The organism is Klebsiella sp. MPUS7, assembly GCF_009905335.1.
In the GTDB taxonomy this organism is placed as follows: Bacteria; Pseudomonadota; Gammaproteobacteria; order Enterobacterales; family Enterobacteriaceae; genus Klebsiella; species Klebsiella grimontii.
Genome location: NZ_CP047604.1, coordinates 5,768,621 through 5,794,168, shown reverse-complemented (window position 1 = coordinate 5,794,168; position 25,548 = coordinate 5,768,621). Strand labels below are relative to the sequence as shown.

At 53.4% G+C, this 25,548-nt stretch carries 23 protein-coding genes; 8 read left to right on the top strand and 15 right to left on the bottom strand.

The annotated features are described in order from the left end of the window. The first annotated feature begins 227 nt into the window (after nucleotides 1–227). Nucleotides 228–2,399, top strand: a complete 2,172-nt coding sequence (locus tag GUC22_RS27090) for a right-handed parallel beta-helix repeat-containing protein (RefSeq protein ID WP_160183873.1) — start codon at nucleotides 228–230, stop codon at nucleotides 2,397–2,399. Between the two features lie 419 nt (nucleotides 2,400–2,818). Here the strand turns inward: GUC22_RS27090 and GUC22_RS27085 are convergent, their stop codons facing one another. The 13 genes from GUC22_RS27085 to asnC form a co-directional block, all read right to left on the bottom strand. Next, on the bottom strand, nucleotides 2,819–3,238 hold the full coding sequence (locus GUC22_RS27085) for a F0F1 ATP synthase subunit epsilon (RefSeq protein WP_004107274.1): 420 nt from the start codon (nucleotides 3,236–3,238) through the stop codon (nucleotides 2,819–2,821). A gap of 20 nt (nucleotides 3,239–3,258) precedes the next feature. Further along, nucleotides 3,259–4,641: a F0F1 ATP synthase subunit beta gene (atpD, locus tag GUC22_RS27080; protein WP_004127025.1), complete on the bottom strand. Its 1,383-nt coding sequence runs from the start codon at nucleotides 4,639–4,641 to the stop codon at nucleotides 3,259–3,261. Between the two features lie 26 nt (nucleotides 4,642–4,667). After that, entirely contained in the window at nucleotides 4,668–5,531 is an 864-nt protein-coding gene (gene atpG / locus GUC22_RS27075) for a F0F1 ATP synthase subunit gamma (RefSeq protein WP_004871892.1), read from the bottom strand. A gap of 50 nt (nucleotides 5,532–5,581) precedes the next feature. Next, the gene (gene atpA / locus GUC22_RS27070) at nucleotides 5,582–7,123 is read right to left on the bottom strand and encodes a F0F1 ATP synthase subunit alpha (protein ID WP_004127029.1); all 1,542 of its coding nucleotides are present in this window, start codon (nucleotides 7,121–7,123) and stop codon (nucleotides 5,582–5,584) included. Nucleotides 7,124–7,135: 12 nt separating this feature from the next. Then, entirely contained in the window at nucleotides 7,136–7,669 is a 534-nt protein-coding gene (gene atpH / locus GUC22_RS27065; RefSeq protein WP_024360534.1) for a F0F1 ATP synthase subunit delta, read from the bottom strand. A 14-nt stretch (nucleotides 7,670–7,683) separates the two neighbouring features. Beyond that, on the bottom strand, nucleotides 7,684–8,154 hold the full coding sequence (gene atpF / locus GUC22_RS27060; RefSeq protein WP_004107293.1) for a F0F1 ATP synthase subunit B: 471 nt from the start codon (nucleotides 8,152–8,154) through the stop codon (nucleotides 7,684–7,686). 56 nt (nucleotides 8,155–8,210) lie between these two features. Then, nucleotides 8,211–8,450 carry a F0F1 ATP synthase subunit C gene (gene atpE / locus GUC22_RS27055; RefSeq protein WP_000429386.1) on the bottom strand — a complete coding sequence of 80 codons (240 nt, stop codon included), beginning with the start codon at nucleotides 8,448–8,450 and terminating at the stop codon, nucleotides 8,211–8,213. A 47-nt stretch (nucleotides 8,451–8,497) separates the two neighbouring features. Continuing rightward, on the bottom strand, nucleotides 8,498–9,313 hold the full coding sequence (atpB, locus tag GUC22_RS27050; RefSeq protein WP_004127037.1) for a F0F1 ATP synthase subunit A: 816 nt from the start codon (nucleotides 9,311–9,313) through the stop codon (nucleotides 8,498–8,500). Between the two features lie 8 nt (nucleotides 9,314–9,321). Next, nucleotides 9,322–9,702, bottom strand: a complete 381-nt coding sequence (gene atpI / locus GUC22_RS27045) for a F0F1 ATP synthase subunit I (protein WP_004871906.1) — start codon at nucleotides 9,700–9,702, stop codon at nucleotides 9,322–9,324. A gap of 616 nt (nucleotides 9,703–10,318) precedes the next feature. Continuing rightward, a complete protein-coding gene (gene rsmG, locus GUC22_RS27040) occupies nucleotides 10,319–10,942 on the bottom strand; it encodes a 16S rRNA (guanine(527)-N(7))-methyltransferase RsmG (RefSeq protein WP_024360533.1) in 624 nt (207 codons plus the stop codon). 112 nt (nucleotides 10,943–11,054) lie between these two features. Then, a complete protein-coding gene (gene mnmG / locus GUC22_RS27035; RefSeq protein WP_024360532.1) occupies nucleotides 11,055–12,944 on the bottom strand; it encodes a tRNA uridine-5-carboxymethylaminomethyl(34) synthesis enzyme MnmG in 1,890 nt (629 codons plus the stop codon). 381 nt (nucleotides 12,945–13,325) lie between these two features. Then, the gene (gene mioC / locus GUC22_RS27030; protein WP_154955420.1) at nucleotides 13,326–13,766 is read right to left on the bottom strand and encodes an FMN-binding protein MioC; all 441 of its coding nucleotides are present in this window, start codon (nucleotides 13,764–13,766) and stop codon (nucleotides 13,326–13,328) included. Between the two features lie 91 nt (nucleotides 13,767–13,857). Further along, nucleotides 13,858–14,316: a transcriptional regulator AsnC gene (asnC, locus tag GUC22_RS27025; RefSeq protein WP_004107306.1), complete on the bottom strand. Its 459-nt coding sequence runs from the start codon at nucleotides 14,314–14,316 to the stop codon at nucleotides 13,858–13,860. A 152-nt stretch (nucleotides 14,317–14,468) separates the two neighbouring features. Between asnC and asnA the strand changes: the two genes are divergently transcribed. After that, nucleotides 14,469–15,461 carry an aspartate--ammonia ligase gene (gene asnA / locus GUC22_RS27020; protein ID WP_024360530.1) on the top strand — a complete coding sequence of 331 codons (993 nt, stop codon included), beginning with the start codon at nucleotides 14,469–14,471 and terminating at the stop codon, nucleotides 15,459–15,461. A 7-nt stretch (nucleotides 15,462–15,468) separates the two neighbouring features. Here the strand turns inward: asnA and viaA are convergent, their stop codons facing one another. Together viaA and ravA are read right to left on the bottom strand one after the other, a co-directional pair. After that, nucleotides 15,469–16,917: an ATPase RavA stimulator ViaA gene (viaA, locus tag GUC22_RS27015; RefSeq protein WP_116944286.1), complete on the bottom strand. Its 1,449-nt coding sequence runs from the start codon at nucleotides 16,915–16,917 to the stop codon at nucleotides 15,469–15,471. Then, nucleotides 16,914–18,413, bottom strand: a complete 1,500-nt coding sequence (ravA, locus tag GUC22_RS27010) for an ATPase RavA (protein WP_004871927.1) — start codon at nucleotides 18,411–18,413, stop codon at nucleotides 16,914–16,916. Before ravA ends, viaA begins: the two co-directional genes overlap by 4 nt. Nucleotides 18,414–18,631: 218 nt before the next feature. Between ravA and kup the strand changes: the two genes are divergently transcribed. The 6 genes from kup to rbsK all read left to right on the top strand — a co-directional run bounded on the left by kup (nucleotide 18,632) and on the right by rbsK (nucleotide 25,538). Next, nucleotides 18,632–20,500 (top strand): low affinity potassium transporter Kup, encoded by a 1,869-nt coding sequence (kup, locus tag GUC22_RS27005; RefSeq protein WP_004871930.1) that lies wholly within the window; start codon nucleotides 18,632–18,634, stop codon nucleotides 20,498–20,500. 182 nt (nucleotides 20,501–20,682) lie between these two features. Continuing rightward, complete coding sequence (gene rbsD / locus GUC22_RS27000) at nucleotides 20,683–21,102, top strand: D-ribose pyranase (protein WP_064343366.1); 420 nt, start codon at nucleotides 20,683–20,685, stop codon at nucleotides 21,100–21,102. Between the two features lie 10 nt (nucleotides 21,103–21,112). Further along, a complete protein-coding gene (rbsA, locus tag GUC22_RS26995) occupies nucleotides 21,113–22,618 on the top strand; it encodes a ribose ABC transporter ATP-binding protein RbsA (RefSeq protein ID WP_049131987.1) in 1,506 nt (501 codons plus the stop codon). 5 nt (nucleotides 22,619–22,623) lie between these two features. Then, complete coding sequence (gene rbsC / locus GUC22_RS26990) at nucleotides 22,624–23,589, top strand: ribose ABC transporter permease (protein ID WP_004855792.1); 966 nt, start codon at nucleotides 22,624–22,626, stop codon at nucleotides 23,587–23,589. A gap of 27 nt (nucleotides 23,590–23,616) precedes the next feature. After that, the gene (rbsB, locus tag GUC22_RS26985) at nucleotides 23,617–24,507 is read left to right on the top strand and encodes a ribose ABC transporter substrate-binding protein RbsB (protein ID WP_024360527.1); all 891 of its coding nucleotides are present in this window, start codon (nucleotides 23,617–23,619) and stop codon (nucleotides 24,505–24,507) included. A gap of 98 nt (nucleotides 24,508–24,605) precedes the next feature. Then, nucleotides 24,606–25,538 carry a ribokinase gene (gene rbsK, locus GUC22_RS26980; protein ID WP_024360526.1) on the top strand — a complete coding sequence of 311 codons (933 nt, stop codon included), beginning with the start codon at nucleotides 24,606–24,608 and terminating at the stop codon, nucleotides 25,536–25,538. Nucleotides 25,539–25,548: the final 10 nt, after the last annotated feature.

Below are 25,548 nucleotides of genomic sequence, written 5' to 3'. Positions count from 1 at the left end.
TTTAGGTGGGTATTTTTAGCCAGCGCAAACCCGTTTAGCGCAAAAAAAGCATTTTAACGGGGAGGGATACCGGCTATCCCTCTGCTTTTGCTGTTTTTTTGATGGAAAAATAAAGAAAATCCATAAAGTAAAACGCGGTTTTAATATTCATTAATTGTGACGTAATAAATAGAAACACCATTTCATTTTCCTGATAATGCCGGTTAATAATTACCCAGGAGAAAAAAATGAAAAACAAAATACCTTTGGCATTAACCCTTTGCAGTACGATGATCGCGCTACCGCTGCAGGCCAACGAAGGCCATCAGTGGCGGGCAATCGCCTTTGGGCAATCCACCGACAGTAACTTTTCCTCGAACGTGTTGCCGGAAAAAATTGGCGTCAATGATGTCACCATTGCCGGGAAAAAGCTGACGCCGCAGGATTCCGCCGATCTCAGCCAGCCCATTACCATCGAGAGCCGGGGAGGTAAAATTGCCAACTCCCACGACGGACTGACCTTCTTTTACACCGAGCTGCCAACCAATAAGAATTTTATCCTGCAGGCTACGGTGACCGTCAATCAGTTTGGACCGGAAAATGGCGCGCGTCCGGCGGCGCAGGAAGGCGCGGGACTGCTGGTCCGCGACGTCATTGGCAACCCGCGCCAACAGCCTCTCAAGGTCGGCTACGAAGAGTTCCCGGCGGCATCCAATATGGTGATGAACGCCATTATGACCCAGGATAAAAAAGATGGCTCGCATATCAAGCTGCAGGCTATTAGCCGGGAAGGGATAACCCAACCGTGGGGCAATGCGGGCGCTGCAATCAAGCGTCAAAGTTACAAAGAGAAAATCGATATCCAGCAAACCCCGACGTTTCAGCTTAAGCTGGAACGCACTAACGACGGATTTATTACCTCATGGGCGGCAACGGGCAGTATTGAATGGGTAAGCCAGCGGGTTCCTCACGCCGATCTGATTGCTCAGCAGGATAAAGAACATTACTACGTCGGTTTCTTCGCCTCACGTAACGCCAAAATCACCGTCAGCAATGCTTCCCTGACGACCTCCGCGGCAAATACGGTTCCCTCCGCCCCGTATGTTGCCAAAAGCTGGCCGCCGGTCATGCAAATTGCCTCGGGGACAAAAAGCCAGAGCAAAGAGTATCTCCTGCAGGCGCGCACGAATAGTGACGGACGCATCACCGTGCGTCAGGATGAAGTGGTGATCGGGCAGGATAAAGCCGTGAAGGCCGGAGAGATGTATACCCAGCCTGCCGTTCTGAAAGATAAAAGCACATTCGAAATTAGCTTCACTCCAGCCACCGGCGCAAACACGCTGACCCAAACGCTGACGGTTGAACAGAGCGCCAATGTGACAGGCAATACGCTGTACGCCGCGCCGGATGGGCTGTCGCAGGCTAAAGGAACGACGGACTCGCCGCTGGATTTAGCCACCGCTGTCGACCTCGTTCCCCCTGGCGGGCAAATTGTATTAGCCGCCGGTGATTATCCGCAAACAACCATCCCGGTTAGCGCCAGCGGCCTGAAAGACAAAGTCAAAACCCTGAAAGCCGACGGAAAAGCCGTGATTCACGGGCTCCTGCTGGATGCCAGCTACTGGCATGTCAATGGAGTAGACATTACGGACAAGAGCCTGCGCGTACAGGGTAGCCATAACCTGATCGAGAACGTCACCGCGTATCGGAACGATGATACCGGCATTCAAATTTCCTCTCCGGCGGATGTCGGACGCCCGCTGTGGGCCAGCCATAACCGGGTGGTGAATTCTGAATCCTTTAATAACGAAGATCCGGGTAAAATTAACGCCGATGGCTTTGCGGTGAAAATGCGCGTAGGGGAGGGTAACCGGCTGGAGGGCTGTTACTCACACGATAATATCGACGACGGCTTCGATCTGTTCAATAAGATTGAGGACGGCGCTAACGGCGTTGTGGTGATCGAGAACTCCATTGCCCGCAATAATACCAGCAACGGCTTTAAGCTCGGTGGGGAAGGGCAGCCGGTCGCCCACGAGGTACGCAACAGCATCGCCATCGGCAATCATCTGGACGGTTTTACCGACAACTTCAATCCTGGCAAGCTGGTAGTGGTCAATAACGTCGCGGTGGATAACCAGCGCTTTAACTATCTATTCCGCCCAAGCCCGTATGGCGCACCGGAAACGCAGGGTACCTTCAGCGATAACCTTTCTCTGCGCAGCCAGCCGGGGAAATATGACGATGCCGTTATCGGGAACATTGATGATAGCAACTACTTTATCCACGGTGGCCGAAGCATCAACGCCCAGGGAAAGAGCATTCACAGCGCCGACTATCAGACTCTGACGCTGCCGGATCCGCTGACGCGTGAGGCCGACGGCAGCTTTAACACCGGTAACTTCCTTAGCCGCAATTAACCAGGGACACGCTAAAAACATAAAGGTCGCCCTCGGGCGACCTTTTTACTTCCTTTCCTGCTTCACACCGCATGTGTTGTCGTTTTAGTTAGCGGTACAGCGCATAAGCAGTCTGGAGAGCGGACTTCTTAGTGGTTGAACGTACCGAAGGTTACGTTCATAGCACTGAAGAAAGCGACGATTTTATTAAGCAGTTTCATGATCTCTTCCTGGATAGCGATTACGTTTTTGATGAACTCTTTTTTTTGTGACTAACATCACAAAAATAAGTCTACGCTTCATCTTTTAAACGATCAACAAAAATGAGATATACATCACAAAATTTTTAAACCCGCTTTTTAATTTTGCTTTTTCTGAAACGAAGCCATAAAAAAAGCCAGCCTGGAAACCAGACTGGCTTTTTAACGTTCAAGCCGGTGTTACATCGCTTTTTTGGTCAACTCGATAACGCGCAGTTTAGCGATCGCTTTGGCCAGTTCCGCAGACGCCTGAGCGTAGTCCACGTCACCATGAGAGCTCTTAATGTGCTCTTCAGCCTTACGTTTCGCTTCCAGGGCTCGCGCTTCGTCGAGATCCTGGCCACGAATTGCCGTATCAGCCAGAACGGTCGTGCTACCCGGCTGCACTTCAAGAATGCCGCCTGACAGGTAGATAAATTCTTCGTGACCGTGCTGCTTAACGATGCGAATCATACCAGGCTTAATGGCGGTGAGCAGCGGCGCGTGCCCCGGGTAAATACCCAGTTCACCTTCACTACCCGTTACCTGGATTTTCTCGACCAGACCAGAGAACATTTGTTTCTCTGCGCTGACGACGTCCAGGTGGTAAGTCATTGCCATATCACCCTCCGATTAAGGCGTTAAAGTTTTTTGGCTTTTTCCACGGCTTCGTCGATAGAACCGACCATGTAGAACGCCTGCTCCGGCAGGTGATCGTATTCGCCTTCCATGATGCCTTTAAAGCCACGGATGGTGTCTTTCAGGGAGACATATTTGCCCGGAGAACCGGTAAATACTTCTGCCACGAAGAACGGCTGGGACAGGAAGCGCTGAATCTTACGCGCGCGAGCTACCACCAGTTTATCTTCTTCAGACAGTTCATCCATACCCAGGATGGCGATGATGTCTTTCAGTTCCTGATAACGCTGCAGGATGGACTGAACGCCACGAGCGGTGTCGTAGTGCTCCTGACCAACAACCAGCGGATCCAGCTGACGGCTGGTGGAGTCCAGCGGGTCAACTGCCGGGTAGATACCCAGAGAGGCGATCTGACGGCTCAGTACCACGGTTGCGTCAAGGTGCGCAAAGGTGGTGGCTGGAGACGGGTCAGTCAAGTCATCCGCAGGTACGTATACTGCCTGTACGGAAGTGATTGAACCGGTTTTGGTCGAGGTGATACGTTCCTGCAGAACGCCCATCTCTTCCGCCAGGGTCGGCTGGTAACCTACCGCTGAAGGCATACGGCCCAGCAGTGCGGATACTTCAGTACCGGCCAGGGTATAACGGTAGATGTTATCCACAAACAGCAGAACGTCACGACCTTCGTCACGGAACTTCTCAGCCATGGTCAGGCCGGTCAGCGCAACGCGCAGACGGTTTCCCGGCGGCTCGTTCATCTGGCCATACACCAGGGATACTTTATCGATAACGTTGGAGTCGGTCATTTCGTGGTAGAAGTCGTTACCCTCACGAGTACGTTCACCTACGCCCGCAAACACGGAGTAACCGGAGTGCTCGATCGCGATGTTACGGATCAGTTCCATCATGTTTACGGTTTTACCTACGCCCGCACCACCGAACAGACCAACTTTACCGCCCTTCGCAAACGGACACATCAGGTCGATAACTTTGATGCCGGTTTCCAGCAGTTCCTGAGAGTTTGACAACTCTTCGTAGGAAGGTGCTGCACGGTGGATAGCCCAACGCTCTTCTTCGCCGATGTCGCCTTTCATGTCTACCGGTTGGCCCAGTACGTTCATGATACGACCCAGCGTGGCTTTACCTACCGGGACTTCGATCGGGTGCTCGAGGTCTTTTACTTCCAGACCGCGACGCAGACCGTCGGAAGAACCCATGGCGATGGTACGAACAATACCGCCGCCGAGCTGCTGCTGAACTTCCAGCACCAGCTTCTCACTACCATTTTGCACCTCAAGAGCCTCGTACACGCGCGGTACGGCATCCTGAGGGAATTCGACGTCGACCACGGCGCCGATTACCTGGACAATTTTTCCAGTAGCCATCTTGAATCCTCTACGAATTAACCTGGTTATACCGCGGATGCTCCACCGACGATCTCGGTGAGTTCCTGAGTAATGCTGGCCTGACGAGCTTTGTTGTATACCAACTGCAGCTCTTTAATCAGGCTGCCGCCATTGTCGGTCGCGGCTTTCATCGCCACCATACGTGCGGCCTGCTCGCTGGCCAGGTTTTCTACCACACCCTGATAAACCTGAGATTCCACATAACGACGCAGCAGGGTATCCAGCAGCGCTTTCGGATCGGGTTCATACAGGTAATCCCAGGATTTACGCTTCAACTCACCCTCTTCTGAAGCCGGTAACGGCAGCAGCTGAGTAATGGTTGGAACCTGAGACATGGTGTTAATAAATTTGTTGCTGACAATATACAGCTTGTCCAGACGGCCTTCATCGTAGGCCTGCAACATCACTTTTACCGGACCGATCAGTTCGGACAGGGAGGGGTTATCCCCCATACCCGTCACCTGGGCGACAACATTACCGCTAACGGAATTAAAGAACGACACGCCCTTCGAGCCGATCATTGCGAGTTCGCACTGAACGCCTTTATCGGACCATGCTTTCATTTCCGCCAGCAGCTTTTTGAACAGGTTAATGTTCAAGCCACCGCACAGACCACGGTCGGTAGACACCACCAGGTAGCCCACGCGTTTAACGTCGCGTTCTTCCAGGTAAGGGTGCTTATATTCCAGATTACCGTTCGCAAGGTGACCGATCACTTTGCGCATGGTATCTGCATATGGACGGCTGGCCGCCATGCGCTCCTGCGATTTACGCATTTTGGAAGCGGCGACCATTTCCATCGCTTTAGTGATCTTTTGCGTGTTCTGGACGCTTGCGATCTTACTACGTATCTCTTTTGCGCCGGCCATGAGCTTCTCCTCAATGCCTTGCGGCCTGCCCTAGAGCAAGCCGCCAGACTTTACCAGGATTGGGTTGCTTTGAAGGAATCGAGGATGCCTTTCAGCTTGCCTTCGATTTCGTCGTTATAGCCACCGGACTGGTTGATCTCTTGCATCAACGGAGCGTGATCACGGTCGACGTAAGCCAGCAGAGCGGCTTCAAAGCTACCGATTTTCGACAGCTCGACATCCGCCAGATAACCACGTTCTGCCGCGAACAGAACCAGAGACTGCTGCGCAACGGACATCGGCGCATACTGTTTCTGTTTCAGCAGTTCGGTCACTTTCTGACCGTGGTCCAGCTGCTTACGGGTTGCATCATCAAGGTCAGAGGCAAACTGCGAGAACGCCGCCAGTTCGCGATACTGTGCCAGAGCGGTACGAATACCACCGGACAGTTTCTTCATGATCTTGGTCTGAGCTGCACCACCAACACGGGATACGGAGATACCCGGGTTAACCGCAGGACGAATACCGGAGTTGAACAGGTTGGTTTCCAGGAAGATCTGACCATCGGTAATGGAAATTACGTTGGTCGGAACGAACGCAGAAACGTCACCCGCCTGGGTTTCGATAATCGGCAGCGCGGTCAGAGAACCGGTTTTACCTTTCACTTCACCTTTGGTGAAAGCTTCAACGTATTCGACGTTAACACGTGCGGCACGCTCCAGCAGACGAGAGTGGAGGTAGAATACGTCGCCCGGGAATGCTTCACGTCCTGGCGGACGACGGAGCAGCAGGGAGATCTGACGGTAAGCAACGGCCTGTTTAGACAGGTCATCATAAATGATCAGCGCATCTTCACCGCGGTCGCGGAAGTATTCACCCATTGCACAACCGGCATACGGCGCCAGGTATTGCAGTGCGGCAGATTCAGATGCGGTAGCAACCACAACGATGGTGTTAGCCAGCGCGCCGTGTTCTTCCAGTTTACGTACCACGTTAGAAATGGTGGACGCTTTCTGGCCGATAGCTACGTAGACGCACTTGATGCCGGAATCACGCTGGTTGATGATGGCGTCGATGGCCAGAGCGGTTTTACCCGTCTGACGGTCGCCGATAATCAGTTCACGCTGTCCACGACCGATTGGGATCATGGCATCAACGGATTTATAACCGGTCTGCACCGGCTGATCGACGGACTGACGTTCGATGACGCCCGGTGCGATAGCTTCAACGGCGGAGAAGCCGTCGTGCTCCAGCGGACCTTTACCATCAATCGGTGCACCCAGGGTGTTAACCACACGTCCCAGCAGGCCGCGGCCAACCGGAACTTCAAGGATACGGCCAGTACATTTAACCTTCATACCTTCGGCGAGGTCAGCGTACGGACCCATCACAACGGCACCTACGGAGTCGCGCTCCAGGTTCAGTGCGATAGCGTAACGGTTACCCGGCAGAGCGATCATCTCACCCTGCATACAATCGGCCAGGCCGTGAATGCGGATAACACCGTCACTTACAGAAACGATAGTACCTTCGTTATGAGCCTCGCTCACAACATTGAACTGAGCAATGCGCTGCTTGATCAGTTCGCTGATTTCGGTGGAATTCAGTTGCATGCTCCAGTCCCCTTAAGACTGCAAGACGTCTGCAAGGCGTTCAAGACGGCCGCGTACGCTACCATCAATGACCATATCACCCGAACGGATGATTACGCCTGCCATTACAGACTTATCGATTTTGCAATTCAGCTTAACTTTGCGTGACAGACGTTTTTCCATCGCGGCGGTAATTTTCGCAAGCTGTTCGTCACTCATTTGAGCGGCAGAAATAACTTCTACCTCTGCGGTTGCCTCACTGGCAGCGCGCAGGTGAATGAACTGCTCGAGAACATCAGGGAGCGCATTCAGACGACCATTTTCAGCCATTACCCGAATCAGGTTTTGGCCATTTTCGTCCAGTTGCTCACCACAGACCGCGATAAACACATCAGAGAGCGTTTCTGGCGCCAGTGCGCCGGAGAGTAGCTCTGTCATTTGTTCGTTTTTCGTCACTTCAGCGACAAACGCCAGCATATCCTGCCAGCGTTCAACGCTGTTGTGTTCGACGGCAAAGTCAAAAGCTGCTTTGGCGTAGGGGCGAGCTACCGTTACAAATTCAGACATCAGCCCCTCCCTCCTTACAGTTCAGCGACAAGTTTATCCACGATGTCGCTGTTAGCAGCTTCATCCACGGAACGTTCGATGATCTTCTCGGCGCCAGCAACAGCCAGGATAGCGACCTGCTTACGCAGCTCCTCACGAGCACGTTTACGTTCGGCATCGATTTCAGCCTGCGCCTGTGCGACGATTTTGGTGCGTTCCTGTTCTGCTTCCGCTTTTGCTTCGTCCAGGATCTGAGAGCGACGCTTGTTCGCCTGCTCGATGATTACCTGGGCTTCCGCTTTCGCTTTTTTCAGCTGGTCGGTCGCGTTGGCCTGTGCAAGGTCCAAATCTTTCTTAGCGCGTTCTGCAGAAGCTAAACCGTCAGAAATTTCTTTCTGGCGCTTTTCGATGGCAGCCATTAACGGCGGCCATACATACTTCATGCAGAACCATACGAAGATAACAAACGCGATGGCCTGGCCGAGGATTGTTGCGTTCATGTTCACAGCACAATACCTCTTAAAAAATAACTCTGTGGCTTAGGTTTCTTTCGAACAACTTACTACGCGACGGCGAACATCACGTACAGACCCAGACCTACAGCGATCATCGGGATAGCATCCACCAGACCCATAACGATAAAGAACTGAGTACGCAGCAGAGGAATCAGATCCGGTTGACGCGCTGCGCCTTCCAGGAATTTACCCCCGAGGATGCCGATACCGATCGCAGCACCGATTGCCGCCAGACCCATCATCACAGCGGCAGCCATGTACAGCAGATCCATATTCAGGTTTTCCATGACAGTCTCCAGTTTGTTTCAGTTAAAACGTAGTATGTTGGTAAAAATCAATGCTCTTCAGATGCCATCGACAGATAGACGATCGTCAGAACCATGAAGATGAAGGCTTGCAGCGTAATAATCAGGATGTGGAAAATGGCCCATGGCACATTCAGAATCCACTGTGACCACCACGGCAACAGGCCAGCAATCAGAATGAAAATCAGCTCACCGGCATACATGTTGCCGAACAGTCGCAGACCCAGTGATACAGGTTTTGACAGCAGGCTTACCCCTTCAAGGATTAAGTTGACAGGAATGAACGCCCAGTGATTGAACGGCTGCAGGGTCAGTTCTTTAACGAACCCGCCCACGCCTTTCATTTTGATGCTGTAGAAAAGAATCAGGATAAATACGCCAAGCGCCATCGACAGGGTGATGTTAACGTCAGCTGACGGCACCACGCGCAGAGCAGGCAGACCGAGAACGTGTTCGCCGATCCAAGGGATAAAGTCGATAGGCAGCAGATCCATCAGGTTCATCAGGAATACCCAGACGAACACGGTGAGGGCCAGCGGAGCAATGACCTTGCTCTTGCCATGATACATATCTTTGACGCTGCCATGGACGAAGCCGATGATCATCTCAATAAAGGTCTGGAATTTACCAGGTACGCCGGTTGTCGCCTTTTTAGCCACGCTGCGGAACATAAACAGGAATAACAGACCGAGCACCACTGAGAAAAACATGGAGTCAATGTTGAGCGTCCAGAAGGTGGCCGGGGGGTTGTGCGGATCCACCAGCGAGAATGTACGCAGGTCCAGCTGAAGGTTATTCAGATGGTGGCCTATGTAATCCTGCGGCGTCATATTTTCTGAAGCCATGATGCCTTTTACCCTTTGTTGTTAATTACAGCTGGCGCCAGAACTTGTACCACCAGCACCAAAACCCACGTCACTATCAGCGGCAAAAATACCACTTTCAAAACCGCCAGCGCCATCGCCAGAAAGGCGAAGGTCAGCAACACCTTGAAGGCTTCGCCGATGGCGAAGGACCAGGCCACTCGGCCTCTAGCTGGTGTATGCGCCTGATGACGCCAGGCAAAAATCATAAATATCACGTTTGGCAAAAGAACCGCCAAACCTCCACTCACCGCGGAGATGCCCCAGAAAGGGTCTTTGAGGCTGAACAGCAGTCCACTTGCTATTACTGCCAGTAACTGAATAAACAGAAGCTTACGAGCAACGTTTCGACTCAAGAGCGACACTGACATCACGTTTTTACTCCTGCTCCCTTCGAGGTATGTCGCGTGTCGTATAAAACGTCCTTTAAGACGAAGAGTCAAGCATCAAAAAGCGGACAAATTATACGGTGACGCCTCGTGATTTCAAACAATAAGTAGCAAAATAGTGAATAAATGTTTAATTATTTTCCGACAGACAACTTTTCATGCATTTCACCGTTCTGTGAGCCGTCATGCAAAACTGCAAATACCGCGAAAAATCGGCAATTAAAGCGTGCATCAGATCACATAATAAACATTTTCCGCGAAATCGAATTAATTCTGTACATAAAACTCGATTTTTTATCCTTTTGATATTCAACATAAAAAGTAGGTATTCTTTCTAAAACAATCCCATATACAATAAAAACCTTTTATTGACATTCATAATAAATATTTAACATCGGTATGAACGACAAGCAGCGAGATTTTTAGCGTACTGATATTTTCAATGTTGACTATTCTGCAAGTAAAGTAACCGCGCAAAGTTAACGGAAAGAAAAACCCTGGTAACTCCATGGTTAAAGACAGTCCGATAATACCCTGCCGTGACTTTTATTTTTGTAACATGCACGGCCCGTCTTTTTTTCACATTTTTTGATAAAAATTAAATCATTTTTGGCTGAATCACCACAAGGTGACGCTCCCCTTCCAGCTGAGGCACATGCAGTTCGACAACATCTTTAATGACGAACCCTTCCGGTAGATTTGCCATTTCATCTTCCTGCGCTAACCCTTTGAGCGCATAGAAGTGACCGTTCTCCGCGGGTAAATGATGGCACCAGCTCACCATGTCATTCAGCGACGCAAATGCGCGGCTAATAACGCCATCAAACGGCGGCTCTGCCGGGAACGCTTCCACGCGGCTTTGTACCGGGGTGACGTTATCCAGTTTTAGCTCATGCTGGACCTGGCGGAGAAAACGTACTCGCTTGCCAAGGCTGTCTAACAGGGTGAAGTGGGATTCAGGACGCACGATAGCCAGCGGGATCCCCGGCAGGCCTGGGCCCGTACCGACATCGATAAAACGCGTTCCGTTAAGGTATGGCGCAACAACAATACTATCGAGGATGTGGCGTACCAGCATCTCGTCAGGATCGCGAACCGAGGTCAGGTTATAGGCCTTATTCCACTTATCCAACATGCCAACATAGCCGACAAGCTGGTTTTTCTGGTGATCGGTAAGTGAAATACCTGCTTCATCAAGAAGACGAGAAAGTTTGTTGAGCACGATCGGTACCTGTTTAAAAACAATGAGCCCGGAGGCGATTCGCTTACCGGGCTGAGAAATTAACCTGGCGGACGTCAGATGCGTATCCGCCAATGTATCGTTCAGTGGAAAATCAGGCGCTACGGCGCAGCATTCCCTGCTTTTTCAACCACACCAGCAAAATCGAGATTGCCGCAGGCGTAATGCCGGAAATACGCGATGCCTGCCCTATCGAAGACGGCTTATGGTCGTTCAACTTGGCAATGACCTCGTTCGACAGCCCATTCACCTGGCGATAATCAAGCGTAGCAGGCAGCAACGTGTTCTCGTTGCGCTGTTGTTTCTCGATTTCATCCTGCTGGCGCGCGATGTAGCCTTCGTATTTTACCTGAATTTCGACCTGTTCCGCCGCTTGCTTGTCCTCAAGACCCGGCGAGAACGGCGTCATCTGCACCAGCTGTTCGTAGGTCATTTCCGGACGACGGAGCAAATCTTCACCGTTAGCTTCACGGGATAAAGGCGCTGTCAGATGAGCATTCACTTCCGCAGCGCTTTCCGCCAGCGGATTAACCCAGCTGGCTTTCAGGCGCTGACGTTCACGTTCAATGCTCTCAAGCTTCTGGTTGAAACGCGCCCAGCGTTCGTCATCCACCAGACCCAGTTCACGGCCTTGTTCGGTCAGGCGCAGATCGGCGTTGTCTTCACGCAGCATCAGGCGGTATTCCGCACGAGAGGTAAACATGCGGTACGGTTCTTTGGTACCGAGAGTACAGAGATCGTCTACCAGGACGCCAAGGTAAGCCTGAGAGCGGCCCGGCGCCCATCCCTCTTTCTCGGCGGAGAAACGAGCTGCGTTGAGGCCGGCAAGCAGGCCCTGAGCGGCAGCTTCTTCATAACCGGTAGTGCCGTTAATCTGGCCGGCAAAGAACAGGCCATGGATAAATTTACTTTCCAGCGTCGGTTTCAGGTCACGCGGGTCAAAGAAATCGTACTCAATAGCGTAGCCAGGACGAACGATTTTTGCATTTTCCATCCCCTGCATTGAGCGGACGATTTGCATCTGGACATCGAACGGCAGGCTGGTGGAGATACCGTTTGGATAAATCTCGTTGGACGTCAGTCCTTCCGGCTCGAGGAAGATCTGGTGCTGGTTGCGATCGGCAAAGCGCATGACCTTGTCTTCGATCGAAGGACAGTAGCGCGGGCCGATCCCTTCAATCACGCCGGCATACATCGGGCTGCGATCGAGGTTGTTACGGATCACGTCATGGGTTTTCTCGTTGGTATGCGTGACATAGCACGGTACTTGACGCGGATGTTGAGAAGCATCCCCCATAAACGAGAAGACCGGCATCGGATTATCGCCGTGCTGCTGTGCCAGAACGCTGAAATCAATCGTCCTTGCGTCGATGCGCGGCGGGGTACCGGTTTTCAGGCGGCTGACGCGCAGCGGCAGTTCACGCAAACGACGGGACAGCGGGATCGACGGAGGATCGCCTGCACGGCCGCCGCTGTAGTTATCGAGACCAATATGGATCTTACCGTCAAGAAAGGTTCCGACGGTCAGTACTACCGCTTTGGCGCGGAATTTAAGCCCCATCTGGGTGACGGCGCCGACAACACGATCGTTCTCAACAATCAGATCTTCCACCGCCTGCTGGAAGATCATTAAGTTAGGCTGGTTTTCCAGCGCGGTCCGTACGGCCTGGCGGTACAGCACTCGGTCTGCCTGAGCGCGAGTCGCCCGTACGGCAGGGCCTTTGCTGGCGTTTAGTATCCTAAACTGGATACCTGCGTGGTCAATGGCCTTCGCCATCAGGCCGCCAAGCGCATCCACTTCTTTTACCAGGTGTCCTTTCCCAATGCCGCCAATCGCCGGATTGCAGCTCATCTGCCCCAGCGTGTCGATATTGTGTGTCAAAAGCAGAGTCTGTTGACCCATTCGCGCTGCGGCCATCGCGGCCTCAGTGCCTGCATGACCCCCGCCAATGATGATGACGTCAAAAGGATCCTGATAAAACATGGTGGTATGCCTCGCATAAAGCGGTTTGAAAATAGATTGAAGCCCGGGCCGTGGATTCTACTCAACTTTAGCCTTTCGAGAAAGCGCCGGGATCCTGAGTATTAAAAAGAAGATCTTTTATTTAGAGATCTGTTTTATTGTGATCTCTTATTAGGATCGGCTTGTCTTGTGGATAAGTCAGATCCGCGGTTTAGGATCAACCGTTTAAGAAGGATCGCTTTCTGTGAATGATCGGTGATCCTGGTCCGTATAAGCTGGGATCAAAATGAAGGGTTATACACAGCACAAAATTCAGGCAACGGTTATACTTTGGATAACTACCGGTTGATCCAAGCTTTTAAGCATAGTTATCCACAGAAGAAAGTATGATCTTTACAATTCTCAGAGCAAGTTTTTCCAGGATCCCAGCCAAATCTCGGCCGGATCTTCCGGAATTTCATGTTCGAGGACGTTAATTTTTAGCGTTTCACCGATCTGTTTTGCCCCACAGGTTTTGAGCGCAGTCTCGAGCTTATCAATCGCTCCGCAGAAGGTATCGTATTCGCGGCTACCAATGCCGATTGCGCCAAAATGGACTGCAGAAAGATCGACCTGCTTCTCCTGAAGCGCTTCATAGAAGGGCAGCAGGTTATCGGGAATATCCCCGGCGCCATGAGTAGAAGAGATAACCAGCCAGATCCCCTGCGGCTGCAGATCTTCGATCAGCGGTCCGTGCAGGATAGTCGTGCTGTGACCAGCCTCTTCCAGCTTTTCCGCCAGATGTTCTGATACATATTCTGCGCTACCCAGCGTACTGCCGCTGATAAGAGTTATCTCTGCCATGATCGCCCGCTCCACTATTCAGAGTGGCGTATTGTACGCTGTGAGCGAGCTGGGATCTACCTGTGGAAAAATGTGGGATTAAAAAGCCCGATCATGGGCGGATGGTGCGCATAATCGGGTTTTGCAGGACGATCAGCGTTTCAGTGGACTGAATTTCATCAATTGTTTGGATCTTGTTGATAAGTACATGCTGGAGCGCGTCAATCGATCGGCACATCACTTTTATAAAGATGCTGTAGTGCCCGGTGGTGTAATACGCTTCGGTAACCTCATCCAGACTGTTTAACCTCGCCAGCGCGGAGGGGTAGTCTTTCGCGCTCTTCAGAATAATGCCGATAAAGCACCCCACATCGTAACCCAGCTGCTTGGGGCTGACGTCGATACGCGCGCCGGTAATAATTCCGGCCTGCTTCATTTTCTCTACGCGAACGTGAATGGTCCCCGGGCTGACGCCAAACTGTTTTGCCAGTTCAGCATAGGCGGTACGCGCATTGGCCATGAGGGCCTCAAGGATGCCGCGGTCCAGATTGTCGATCTGATAATTTTCCATAGGTTTTTCTTATGAAGTTTGACGAATATTTCTATTTTAGCCGCAAATTTTAATGAATCAAAATCGATGCAGGCTTTTTGTTGTTGGATTATTGAATTGCAGCGCTGTTTTGTTGCTTAATCAATGGCAACAGGACGCAGGAGTTATAAAAAATGAAAACCGCATACATCGCAAAACAACGCCAGATTAGTTTCGTTAAGTCACACTTTTCCCGCCAGCTTGAAGAGAAGCTCGGCCTGATCGAAGTCCAGGCGCCGATCTTAAGCCGCGTGGGCGATGGGACGCAGGATAACCTCTCTGGTTGCGAAAAAGCGGTTCAGGTTAAAGTGAAAACACTGCCAGACGCCCAGTTCGAAGTGGTTCATTCACTAGCGAAGTGGAAGCGTCAAACCCTGGGACAACACGACTTCAGCGCGGGCGAAGGGCTGTACACGCACATGAAGGCCCTTCGCCCCGATGAAGACCGGTTAACCGCCATCCATTCCGTCTACGTTGACCAGTGGGACTGGGAGCGCGTAATGGGGGATGAAGAACGCCACTGCGGCACGCTGAAAGCAACCGTTGAAGCGATCTATGCCGGGATCAAAGCCACCGAGGACGCCGTCAGTAAAGAGTTTGGCCTCACGCCGTTCTTGCCGGAGACGATCCACTTTGTTCACAGCCAGGAGCTTTTAAGCCGCTATCCGGATCTCGATGCCAAGGGCCGCGAACGAGCGATCGCGAAAGAGCTGGGCGCGGTATTTCTGATCGGTATCGGCGGTAAGCTTTCTGATGGCCAGCGCCACGATGTTCGCGCGCCGGATTATGATGACTGGAGTACGCCTGCCGCTGAAGGCTATGCGGGCCTGAACGGCGACATTCTGGTATGGAACCCGGTTCTGGAAGATGCCTTCGAACTCTCTTCAATGGGGATCCGCGTGGATGCCGAAGCGCTGAAGCGTCAGCTGGCGATGACCGGCGATGAAGATCGCCTGAAGCTGGAATGGCACCAGGCGCTGCTGCGCGGAGAGATGCCGCAGACGATTGGCGGCGGCATTGGCCAGTCTCGCCTGACGATGCTGCTTCTGCAGCTGGATCACATCGGCCAGGTGCAGTGCGGCGTGTGGCCAACCCAGGTTCGTCAAAGCGTTGCCGCGCTTCTTTAATCAGTGATTAACGCCGCCAGCGTCGCAGCAGGCGGCTACGCAACCCGGTATCAAAGCGCCAGATATGATCGAAAACGCGCATAATGCCGGGCTTGCCGTGTACCGACATCGCCACCGCATGAAAACGATGTTGATGTTTATGCTGTAGCTCCCCCACCTTATTGATCACCTCATCCGGCAGGCGCTGGGCGATAAAATCGGAAATCACCACCGCATCAGCATCGACCCACTGCGGATTCTGCATACGCTCAATCACTGCCCGGAAGCAGCTGGCCAGATCGGTGCCGCCGCGAAAACGCTGGCTTAAAAAACGAATTGCCTGCTCCAGCCCCTGCGGGCCGGTGAGTTCGTAGTGCACCACTTCGCTGGAAAACAGCATAATGAAGCAGCGGCGGTTATCCGCCAGAGCGACCCGCATCAGCGCCAGACAAAACGCCTTGGCGCACTGTTCATTGAAACCGCCCATTGAGCCGGAAGTATCGACGCAGACGATAAACGGCCCGCGCGGCTGTTCGTCAACGTCCTGGCGCGTGACCGGCCGTTCGGTGATCTTTTCCTTCCACGCATCGCCGTGTAGCCGATAGGTCAGCAGCTGCTTTTCAACCAGCTTGCGGTAGAACTCAAACTCCAGCTCGGTAATGCCGAGAGTGGCCAGCTCTGGCGGCAGCAGACGCAGAATATCGTCGCTCTGCTGAAGCCCGTCGACCTGCTCCGGCACGGTGGCCGGTTCGCGCACCAGGCTGCGGAAGGTCTCCATCGGCGCATCTTTTTTCGGCACCGCTTTCGCTTCACGCGAGCGTCCCAGTTGTTCAGCTAGCTGCATGAGCTCAGGTTGTTGAGTTAAAAAATCCCCGTAGCGAACGATCAGCTGATAATCGCCGCGCTTCAGCTCTCCGGCGCTCATGTCCCACAGATGCCCAGCCGCATTGTCATTTTCCACCAGCACCGGCTCCAGCTGGCCGCTGAGGGTCATGCGCTCCTGAACTTCGCTCAGCAGCTGATCGCGCTCTTCATCCAGCAACTGCTGATTAAGAGAGGTTGCCTGCACCACCAGGCTCAGGCGCCAGCGCTGGAGGAATAACGTGTGCAGCGCCGGTGTAAAGGTGCTGTTGTCATCCACCAGCTGCTGCGCCTGGCTGGCGAACGGGGAGTGCAGCTTATGCAGCTGGCTGAGAATTTGCGGCAGCTGGACGATAAACTGCGAGGTGGAAAGCCGCTGTGACTGCTGATAGCACTGAACTTCCGCATCCAGTTCGGGCGGGACGTTGGTCTCTTTTAGCCGCGATCTCACCGCTTCCCGCCAGCGAGGAATGTCGGCGGCGATAATATTTTTAAGCCGTGGAAATTTTTCAAAGAATATCGCGAGCTGAGGTGCCGCCAGCAGCGCCAGCAGCATCTCATCGATCATGCCCTCTTCGCCGACTGCCAGCATGACATTCAGCATGTCCAGGGTCATGACTGGCGGGCCTGTTTGATCTGCGTTCCTACGTCCTGCAGGCTGGCTTCAATCCGCCCCAGCCACTCGCCGGGGATAAACAGACATTTTTGCTGTTCGCTGAAGCGGTTATGTTGCTGATGCCATTCGTCGTCCAGCGCCTCCAACTGCTGCCGGATTTCGGCGGGCATATTTTCCCGTGATTCACTACCGGGTAGGGAGAGCCGCGATCCCTGTAAGCTGACGTCGCGCACGACCAGGTGCTGGCTGGTATCGACATCCATATTCAGCTGCTGGGCAAAACCAATTCCGTTGAGCTTGCCGCGGATCTCACCGCCTTTCTCCAGCCAATGAGCGAGCTCTTCACGAACGAACGTAATATGAATGACTTCCAGATCGTGCAGTTTGAGCGGCTGCTGGAGAAGCAGCGTTAGCGTCGAATCCTGTACTTCAGCAGGCAGTTCATAATGAGGTTTCCGGCTAAACATACCGCCGAGACGCGTGACTTTTAGCGCGGTTTTATCGCTTTGCTGCTGTTGAAGCTGAATGCGCCGCTGGATTATCGACCCCAGACGAGTGAGCATCGCCTGCTGCTGCCAGGCGTGGCTGGTCATTAAGGTCTCCAACTGCGCGGACATCAGGTTCATTGTCTCAACGTTGTGCCACAGGCAATCCTTCAGCAGGATCAGGTCTATTGGCGCAATGGTGTCGCGGCCGCTGAAAAAGGCGCTGGCCTGCAGCAGACGAATGGCCTTTTTCCAGCGACGATCTGAGACGTAGGGCGCGTTCGGCAGCGTATCCAACTGCTGGCGCAGCTGGAATATGAGTTCAAACACGCTGTCCGGTAGCTTCACGTTGCCGATATCCTGCTGCCATTGCAGGAACTCCTCGTCGCTGACCTGCAAATTCGCCGGGACAGGATTACTGTTCTCGTCCTGCTGGCTTATCAGCATTGAGCGGAAGTTAGTTTTATCCTGTACCTTATCCAGCCATAACCGGATAAGCATACGGTCGTATAAGGCTTCCAGGCTATTGTCCGCCTCCGGGAGTTCGTTCGACGCCGCCACCAGCAGGCGCATGGGGATTTTCTCTTCGGTTGCCCCGTTGCGGAAATGGCGTTCGTTTATCGCTGTCAGTAGCGTATTGAGGATCGCCGGGCCCGCTTTCCAGATCTCATCGAGAAAAACAATTTCGGCTTCCGGGAGATAGCCGGCGGTCAGACGCTCGTAGCGCCCTTCATCTTTCAGCGCCTGGATGGAGAGCGGGCCAAAGACCTCTTCCGGCGTGGAGAAGCGGGTCATCAGGTATTCAAACGCGCGGGCTTGCTGGAAGGCGAACTTGAGGCGACGGGCAATCAGGCTTTTGGCGATCCCCGGCGGCCCCAGCAGAAAAACGCTCTCGCCGCTGAGGGCGGCAAGCAGGCAAAGGCGTATTGCGTGGCTGCGTTCGAAGAGTCCTTTTTCCAGCGCGGCGCTGAGCCGGGAAATTCTTTCTGCCAGTAAATGTGATTGAGCCATAATAGAGTTGCGTGCTTTTTAGAATGTCGTTGTTAGGTCGAGTATAGATGTTTGATTAGGGGTGGTAATAGCCTGAAGAATCGATTTATTTTCTTTGAGTCAGGTTAAGATGATGTCAGTTAGGGGTACGATTCAGCAAATAATCGTGCATACTGTGCGCCTTTTTGTGGGCCAAGGGACTAGGCACACATTTGTTTTATAAACGAAAAGACTAGTCTATGAGCACTGATAATAAACAATCGCTGCCGGCAATAACGCTGGCGGCAATCGGCGTGGTATACGGCGATATCGGCACCAGCCCACTGTATACACTTCGTGAATGTCTGTCAGGCCAGTTTGGCTTTGGCGTTGAGCGTGATGCTGTTTTTGGCTTCCTGTCGCTCATTTTCTGGCTGTTAATTTTTACCGTATCGCTCAAGTACATCACCTTCGTGATGCGGGCAGATAACGCCGGTGAAGGTGGGATCCTGACGTTAATGTCGCTGGCGGGGCGTAATACCTCCGCACGTGCGACATCGGTACTGGTGATCCTTGGGCTTATCGGCGGCAGCTTCTTTTATGGCGAGGTAGTGATTACGCCTGCCATCTCGGTGATGTCGGCGATAGAAGGGCTGGAAATTATCGCTCCCGACCTGGATACCTGGGTTGTGCCCATCTCCATTATTGTTCTGACGCTATTATTCGCCATTCAAAAGCACGGTACCAGCATGGTGGGCAAGCTGTTCGCGCCGATTATGCTGATCTGGTTCCTGCTGCTGGCGGTGCTGGGGGCGCGCAGTATCTTCGCTAACCCGGAGGTGCTGCAGGCGCTGAACCCGTATTGGGCGGTTCATTTCTTCCTTGAATATAAAACCGTTTCGTTTGTGGCGCTGGGGGCGGTGGTGCTGTCAATCACCGGCGTGGAAGCGCTGTATGCCGATATGGGGCATTTCGGTAAATTACCGATTCGCCTGGCCTGGTTTTCGGTGGTATTGCCTTCGCTGGTGCTGAACTACTTTGGCCAGGGGGCGCTGCTGCTCAAACACCCGGAAGCAATTAAAAACCCGTTCTTTCTGCTGGCGCCGGAGTGGGCGCTGATTCCGATGCTGATTATTGCCGCCCTGGCGACGGTTATCGCTTCCCAGGCGGTTATCTCCGGCGTCTTCTCCCTGACTCGTCAGGCGGTGCGTCTGGGATACCTGTCGCCGATGCGTATTATTCATACCTCGGAAATGGAGTCCGGGCAGATTTACATCCCGTTTATCAACTGGCTGCTGTATATCTCGGTGGTCATCGTAATTGTTAGCTTTGAGCACTCCTCTAATCTGGCGGCGGCGTACGGTATTGCGGTGACGGGAACGATGGTGCTGACCACCATTCTGTTCACGACGGTGGCGCGCCAAAACTGGCACTGGAATAAGTTTGTTGTGGCGCTGCTGCTGGTGGCTTTTATGTGCATTGATGTTCCGCTCTTCTCCGCGAACCTCGATAAAATCGTCTCCGGCGGCTGGCTGCCTCTGACCCTCGGTCTGGTGATGTTTACCATCATGACGACTTGGAAGAGCGAGCGTTTCCGCCTGCTGCGTCGGATGCATGAGCACGGTAACTCTCTGGAAGCGATGATCTCTTCGCTTGAAAAATCGCCGCCGGTTCGCGTGCCGGGTACCGCTGTTTATATGTCCCGGGCGCTGAACGTGATTCCTTTTGCTCTGCTACACAACCTGAAGCATAACAAGGTGCTGCACGAGCGGGTGATTTTGCTGACGCTGCGTACCGAAGATGCGCCGTACGTACATAACGTGCGGCGCGTGCAGATTGAGCAGATTTCGCCGTCGTTCTGGCGCGTCGTTGCCAGCTACGGCTGGCGCGAAACGCCGAACGTCGAAGAGGTTTTCCACCGCTGCGGGCTGGAAGGCCTGAGCTGCCGGATGATGGAGACCTCCTTCTTTATGTCGCATGAGTCGTTGATCATCGGCAAGCGGCCGTGGTATCTGCGCCTGCGCGGCAAGCTGTATCTGCTGCTGCAGCGCAACGCCCTGCGAGCGCCGGACCAGTTCGAAATCCCGCCTAACCGGGTTATTGAGCTCGGCACTCAGGTTGAGATCTGATTATCTAAGGCCCTTCTTGATGAAGGGCTTTTTGTTTTTCTCAGCGCTTCTTCCTTTCTTTCACCTGTGTTGCGAAACGTTTCGATGACGATCACAATTCTCACATCTGGTGATGGTTTTCTGTTCTCTTATTGCTAATACTAATACCAGCGAAACGTTTCGCTAATGGAGCAAAAGAGAAAATGAAAAAAGGTACCGTCCTCAATGCTGATATTTCGTCGGTTATCTCCCGTCTGGGTCATACCGATACGCTGGTGGTTTGCGACGCTGGTTTACCGGTTCCCCGCAGCAGCACGCGTATTGATATGGCGTTAACCCACGGGGTGCCCTCCTTTATGCAGGTTCTGGAGGTGGTGACGAGCGAAATGCAGGTTGAAGCGGCTATCCTCGCGGAAGAGATTAAAACCCTTAATCCGCAGCTCCACGCGACGTTGCTCAATCACCTTGAGCAGCTGCAGCAGCACCAGGGAAACACCATTGAAATTCGTTACACCAGTCATGAGCAGTTTAAAAAAGAAACCGCAGACAGTCAGGCGGTGATTCGCAGCGGGGAGTGTTCCCCGTATGCGAACGTTATTCTCTGTGCCGGCGTGACGTTCTGAGGTCGCCGATATGGAAGCCTTATTGCAATTAAAAGGGATCGATAAAGCGTTCCCTGGCGTCAAGGCGCTCTCCGGCGCCTCGCTAAATGTCTATCCGGGCCGCGTGATGGCGCTGGTCGGCGAGAACGGCGCCGGTAAGTCCACCATGATGAAGGTGCTGACCGGTATTTACGCCCGCGATGCCGGTTCGCTGCTGTGGCTGGGGAAAGAAACCACCTTCAACGGTCCTAAATCTTCTCAGGAAGCCGGAATTGGCATCATCCACCAGGAGCTCAACCTGATCCCACAGCTGACGATTGCCGAGAACATTTTCCTCGGTCGTGAGTTTGTGAATCGCTTTGGCAAAATTGACTGGAAGACGATGTACGCCGAAGCCGACAAGCTGCTGGCAAAGCTGAATCTACGTTTTAACAGCCAGAAGCTGGTGGGCGATTTATCGATCGGCGATCAGCAGATGGTCGAGATCGCTAAAGTGCTGAGCTTTGAGTCGAAGGTCATCATTATGGATGAACCCACCGACGCGCTAACCGATACCGAGACCGAATCCCTGTTCCGCGTGATCCGCGAACTGAAATCGCAGGGGCGCGGTATTGTCTATATCTCTCACCGTATGAAAGAGATCTTCGAGATTTGCGATGACGTCACGGTCTTTCGCGATGGGCAGTTTATCGCCGAGCGCGAAGTGGCCAGCCTGGATGAAGATCTGCTAATTGAGATGATGGTTGGCCGCAAGCTGGAGGATCAGTATCCGCGTCTGGACAAAGCGCCGGGCGCGGTTCGCCTTAAGGTCGACAACCTGTGCGGCTCAGGCGTGGAGAATATCTCCTTTATTCTGCGCCAGGGTGAAATTCTCGGCGTCGCCGGGCTGATGGGCGCCGGGCGTACCGAACTGATGAAGGTGCTGTACGGTGCGCTGCCGCGCAGCAGCGGCTCGGTTACCCTTGATGGGCGCGAAGTTGTCGCTCGTTCTCCGCAGGATGGCTTGGCCAACGGCATTGTTTACATCTCCGAAGACCGCAAGCGCGATGGTTTAGTGCTCGGCATGTCGGTTAAAGAGAATATGTCGCTAACCGCGCTGCGTTACTTCAGCCGCGGCTGCGGTAGCCTCAAGCATAAAGATGAACAGCAGGCGGTAAGTGATTTTATCCGCCTGTTTAATGTGAAAACGCCGTCGATGGAGCAGGCTATTGGGCTGCTTTCGGGCGGTAACCAGCAGAAGGTGGCGATCGCCCGCGGGTTGATGACCCGACCGAAGGTGCTGATCCTTGATGAACCGACCCGCGGCGTCGACGTCGGCGCGAAGAAAGAGATCTACCAGCTGATTAACCAGTTTAAAGCCGAAGGCCTGAGCATCATTCTGGTCTCTTCGGAGATGCCGGAAGTGCTGGGCATGAGCGATCGCATCATGGTGATGCATGAAGGGCATCTCGGCGGTGAATTCACACGCGAGCAGGCCACCCAGGAAGTATTGATGGCTGCCGCTGTGGGCAAGCTTAACCGTGTGAATCAGGAGTAAAAAAGATGAATAACCCGGCTGTTTCTGGTCGTCGCTACTTCACAAAAGCGTGGCTGATGGAGCAAAAATCGCTGATAGCCCTGCTGGTGCTGATTGCGATTGTTTCGACCATGAGCCCCAACTTTTTTACCGTGAATAACCTGTTCAATATCCTGCAGCAAACTTCAGTTAACGCCATTATGGCGGTAGGGATGACGCTGGTTATCCTGACCTCGGGCATCGACCTGTCCGTCGGTTCCCTGCTGGCGCTGACCGGCGCGGTTGCCGCGTCAATTGTCGGAATTGAGGTTAACGCGCTGGTGGCCGTAGCCGCTGCGCTGGCGTTAGGGGCGGCAATTGGCGCCGTGACCGGCGTGATTGTGGCGAAAGGGCGCGTCCAGGCATTTATCGCCACGCTGGTGATGATGCTGCTGCTGCGCGGCGTGACGATGGTTTATACCAACGGTAGCCCGGTGAATACCGGTTTTACCGATAATGCCGATCTGTTTGGCTGGTTCGGGATTGGTCGTCCGCTGGGGATCCCAACGCCGGTGTGGATTATGGCGATCGTCTTCCTGGCCGCCTGGTACATGCTGCACCATACCCGTCTGGGCCGTTATATCTACGCCCTCGGCGGTAACGAGGCGGCAACGCGTCTTTCCGGCATCAGCGTCAATAAAGTTAAGATCATAGTCTATTCTTTGTGCGGCATGCTGGCCTCGCTGGCCGGCATTATTGAGGTCGCGCGTCTCTCCTCCGCGCAGCCGACGGCGGGCACCGGATATGAACTGGATGCGATTGCGGCGGTGGTGCTGGGGGGGACCAGCCTCGCGGGCGGTAAAGGGCGTATTGTCGGCACGTTGATTGGCGCGTTGATCCTTGGCTTTCTGAACAACGGACTGAATTTATTAGGCGTTTCATCCTATTACCAGATGATCGTGAAAGCGGTGGTTATTTTGCTGGCGGTACTGGTAGATAACAAGAAGCAGTAACTGAGAACTCTACAGGACATCTTAACTATGAATATGAAAAAACTGGCGACCCTGGTCTCTGCTGTAGCGTTAAGTGCGACCGTAAGCGCAAACGCGATGGCAAAAGACACTATCGCTCTGGTTATCTCAACCCTTAACAACCCATTCTTTGTCTCTCTGAAAGAGGGTGCGCAAAAAGAAGCGGATAAACTTGGCTATAACCTGGTGGTTCTGGATTCACAGAACAACCCGGCCAAAGAGCTGGCTAACGTTCAGGATTTAACCGTCCGCGGCACCAAACTGCTGCTGATCAACCCAACGGATTCCGATGCGGTGGGTAATGCCGTGAAGCTGGCTAACCAGGCGAAAATTCCGGTTATCACCCTCGACCGTCAGGCATCAAAAGGTGATGTGGTTAGCCATATCGCGTCTGATAACGTGCTGGGCGGCAAAATGGCCGGTGACTATATCGCCAAAAAAGTCGGCGAAAACGCGAAGATCATTGAACTACAGGGCATTGCCGGGACGTCCGCGGCGCGCGAGCGTGGCGAAGGTTTCCAGCAGGCCGTGGCTGCGCATAAGTTTAACGTGCTGGCCAGCCAGCCGGCAGATTTTGACCGTACTAAGGGCCTGAACGTCATGCAGAACCTGCTGACGGCGCATCCGGATGTACAGGCGGTATTTGCCCAGAATGATGAAATGGCGCTGGGCGCGCTGCGTGCGCTGCAAACGGCAGGCAAATCTGATGTGATGGTTGTTGGATTTGACGGCACTCCGGATGGCGAAAAAGCGGTAAATAGTGGCAAACTGGCAGCGACCATCGCCCAGTTACCGGAGCAGATCGGCGTGAAAGGCGTTGAGACAGCCGATAAAGTGCTGAAGGGCGAAAAAGTGGAGACCAGCTATCCGGTTGAGTTGAAACTGGTCATTAAGCAATAATGTGCGATTCGGATCGGCGACGGTCCGAGGGACAACATAATAAAGAAAAGCAGGGCATGCGCCACCGGATTCCGGTGGCGCGATTTCCGGGAATATTGATTATGAAAACCGCAGGCAAACTTGTCGTCCTTGGCAGTATCAACGCCGATCACATCCTTAATCTCGACGCCTTCCCTACGCCCGGTGAAACCGTCACCGGTCATCATTATCAGGTCGCTTTCGGCGGTAAGGGCGCAAACCAGGCGGTTGCCGCCGGACGCAGCGGGGCAAATATCTCCTTTATCGCCTGTACCGGCGATGACGATATTGGCGAACGCGTTCGTCGTCAGCTGGAAAGTGATAATATCGACGTCGCGCCGGTCAGGGCCGTTGCCGGAGAATCAACCGGCGTGGCGCTGATTTTTGTTAACGCTGAAGGTGAAAACACCATCGGTATTCACGCCGGCGCTAACGCCGCGCTCTGCGTTGCGCAGGTTGATGCGGAAAAAGAGCGTATTGCCAGCGCGCAGGCGCTGCTGATGCAGCTGGAATCGCCGCTGGAAAGCGTACTGGCGGCGGCGAAAATCGCTCACCAGAATCAAACCTCGGTCATACTCAATCCTGCTCCGGCGCGTGAATTGCCGGATGAACTGTTAACGCTGGTGGATATTATTACCCCTAACGAGACCGAAGCGGAAAAGCTTACCGGCGTGCGCGTGGAAAACGATGAGGATGCGGCAAAAGCCGCTAAAGTGCTCCATGATAAAGGTATTGGTACGGTGATCATTACGCTTGGCAGCCGTGGCGTATGGGCGAGCAGCGAAGGTAACGGTCGTCGGGTTCCGGGGTTTAAAGTGCAGGCGGTTGACACCATTGCCGCTGGCGATACCTTTAATGGCGCGCTGGTCACCGCGCTGCTCGAAGGTCGCGAACTGGCGGAGGCAATTCGTTTTGCCCATGCAGCCGCGGCTATCGCCGTCACCCGAAAAGGGGCTCAGCCCTCCGTGCCCTGGCGAAAAGAAATAGACGAATTTTTACGTCAACAGGGGTAACGCTTGGCCA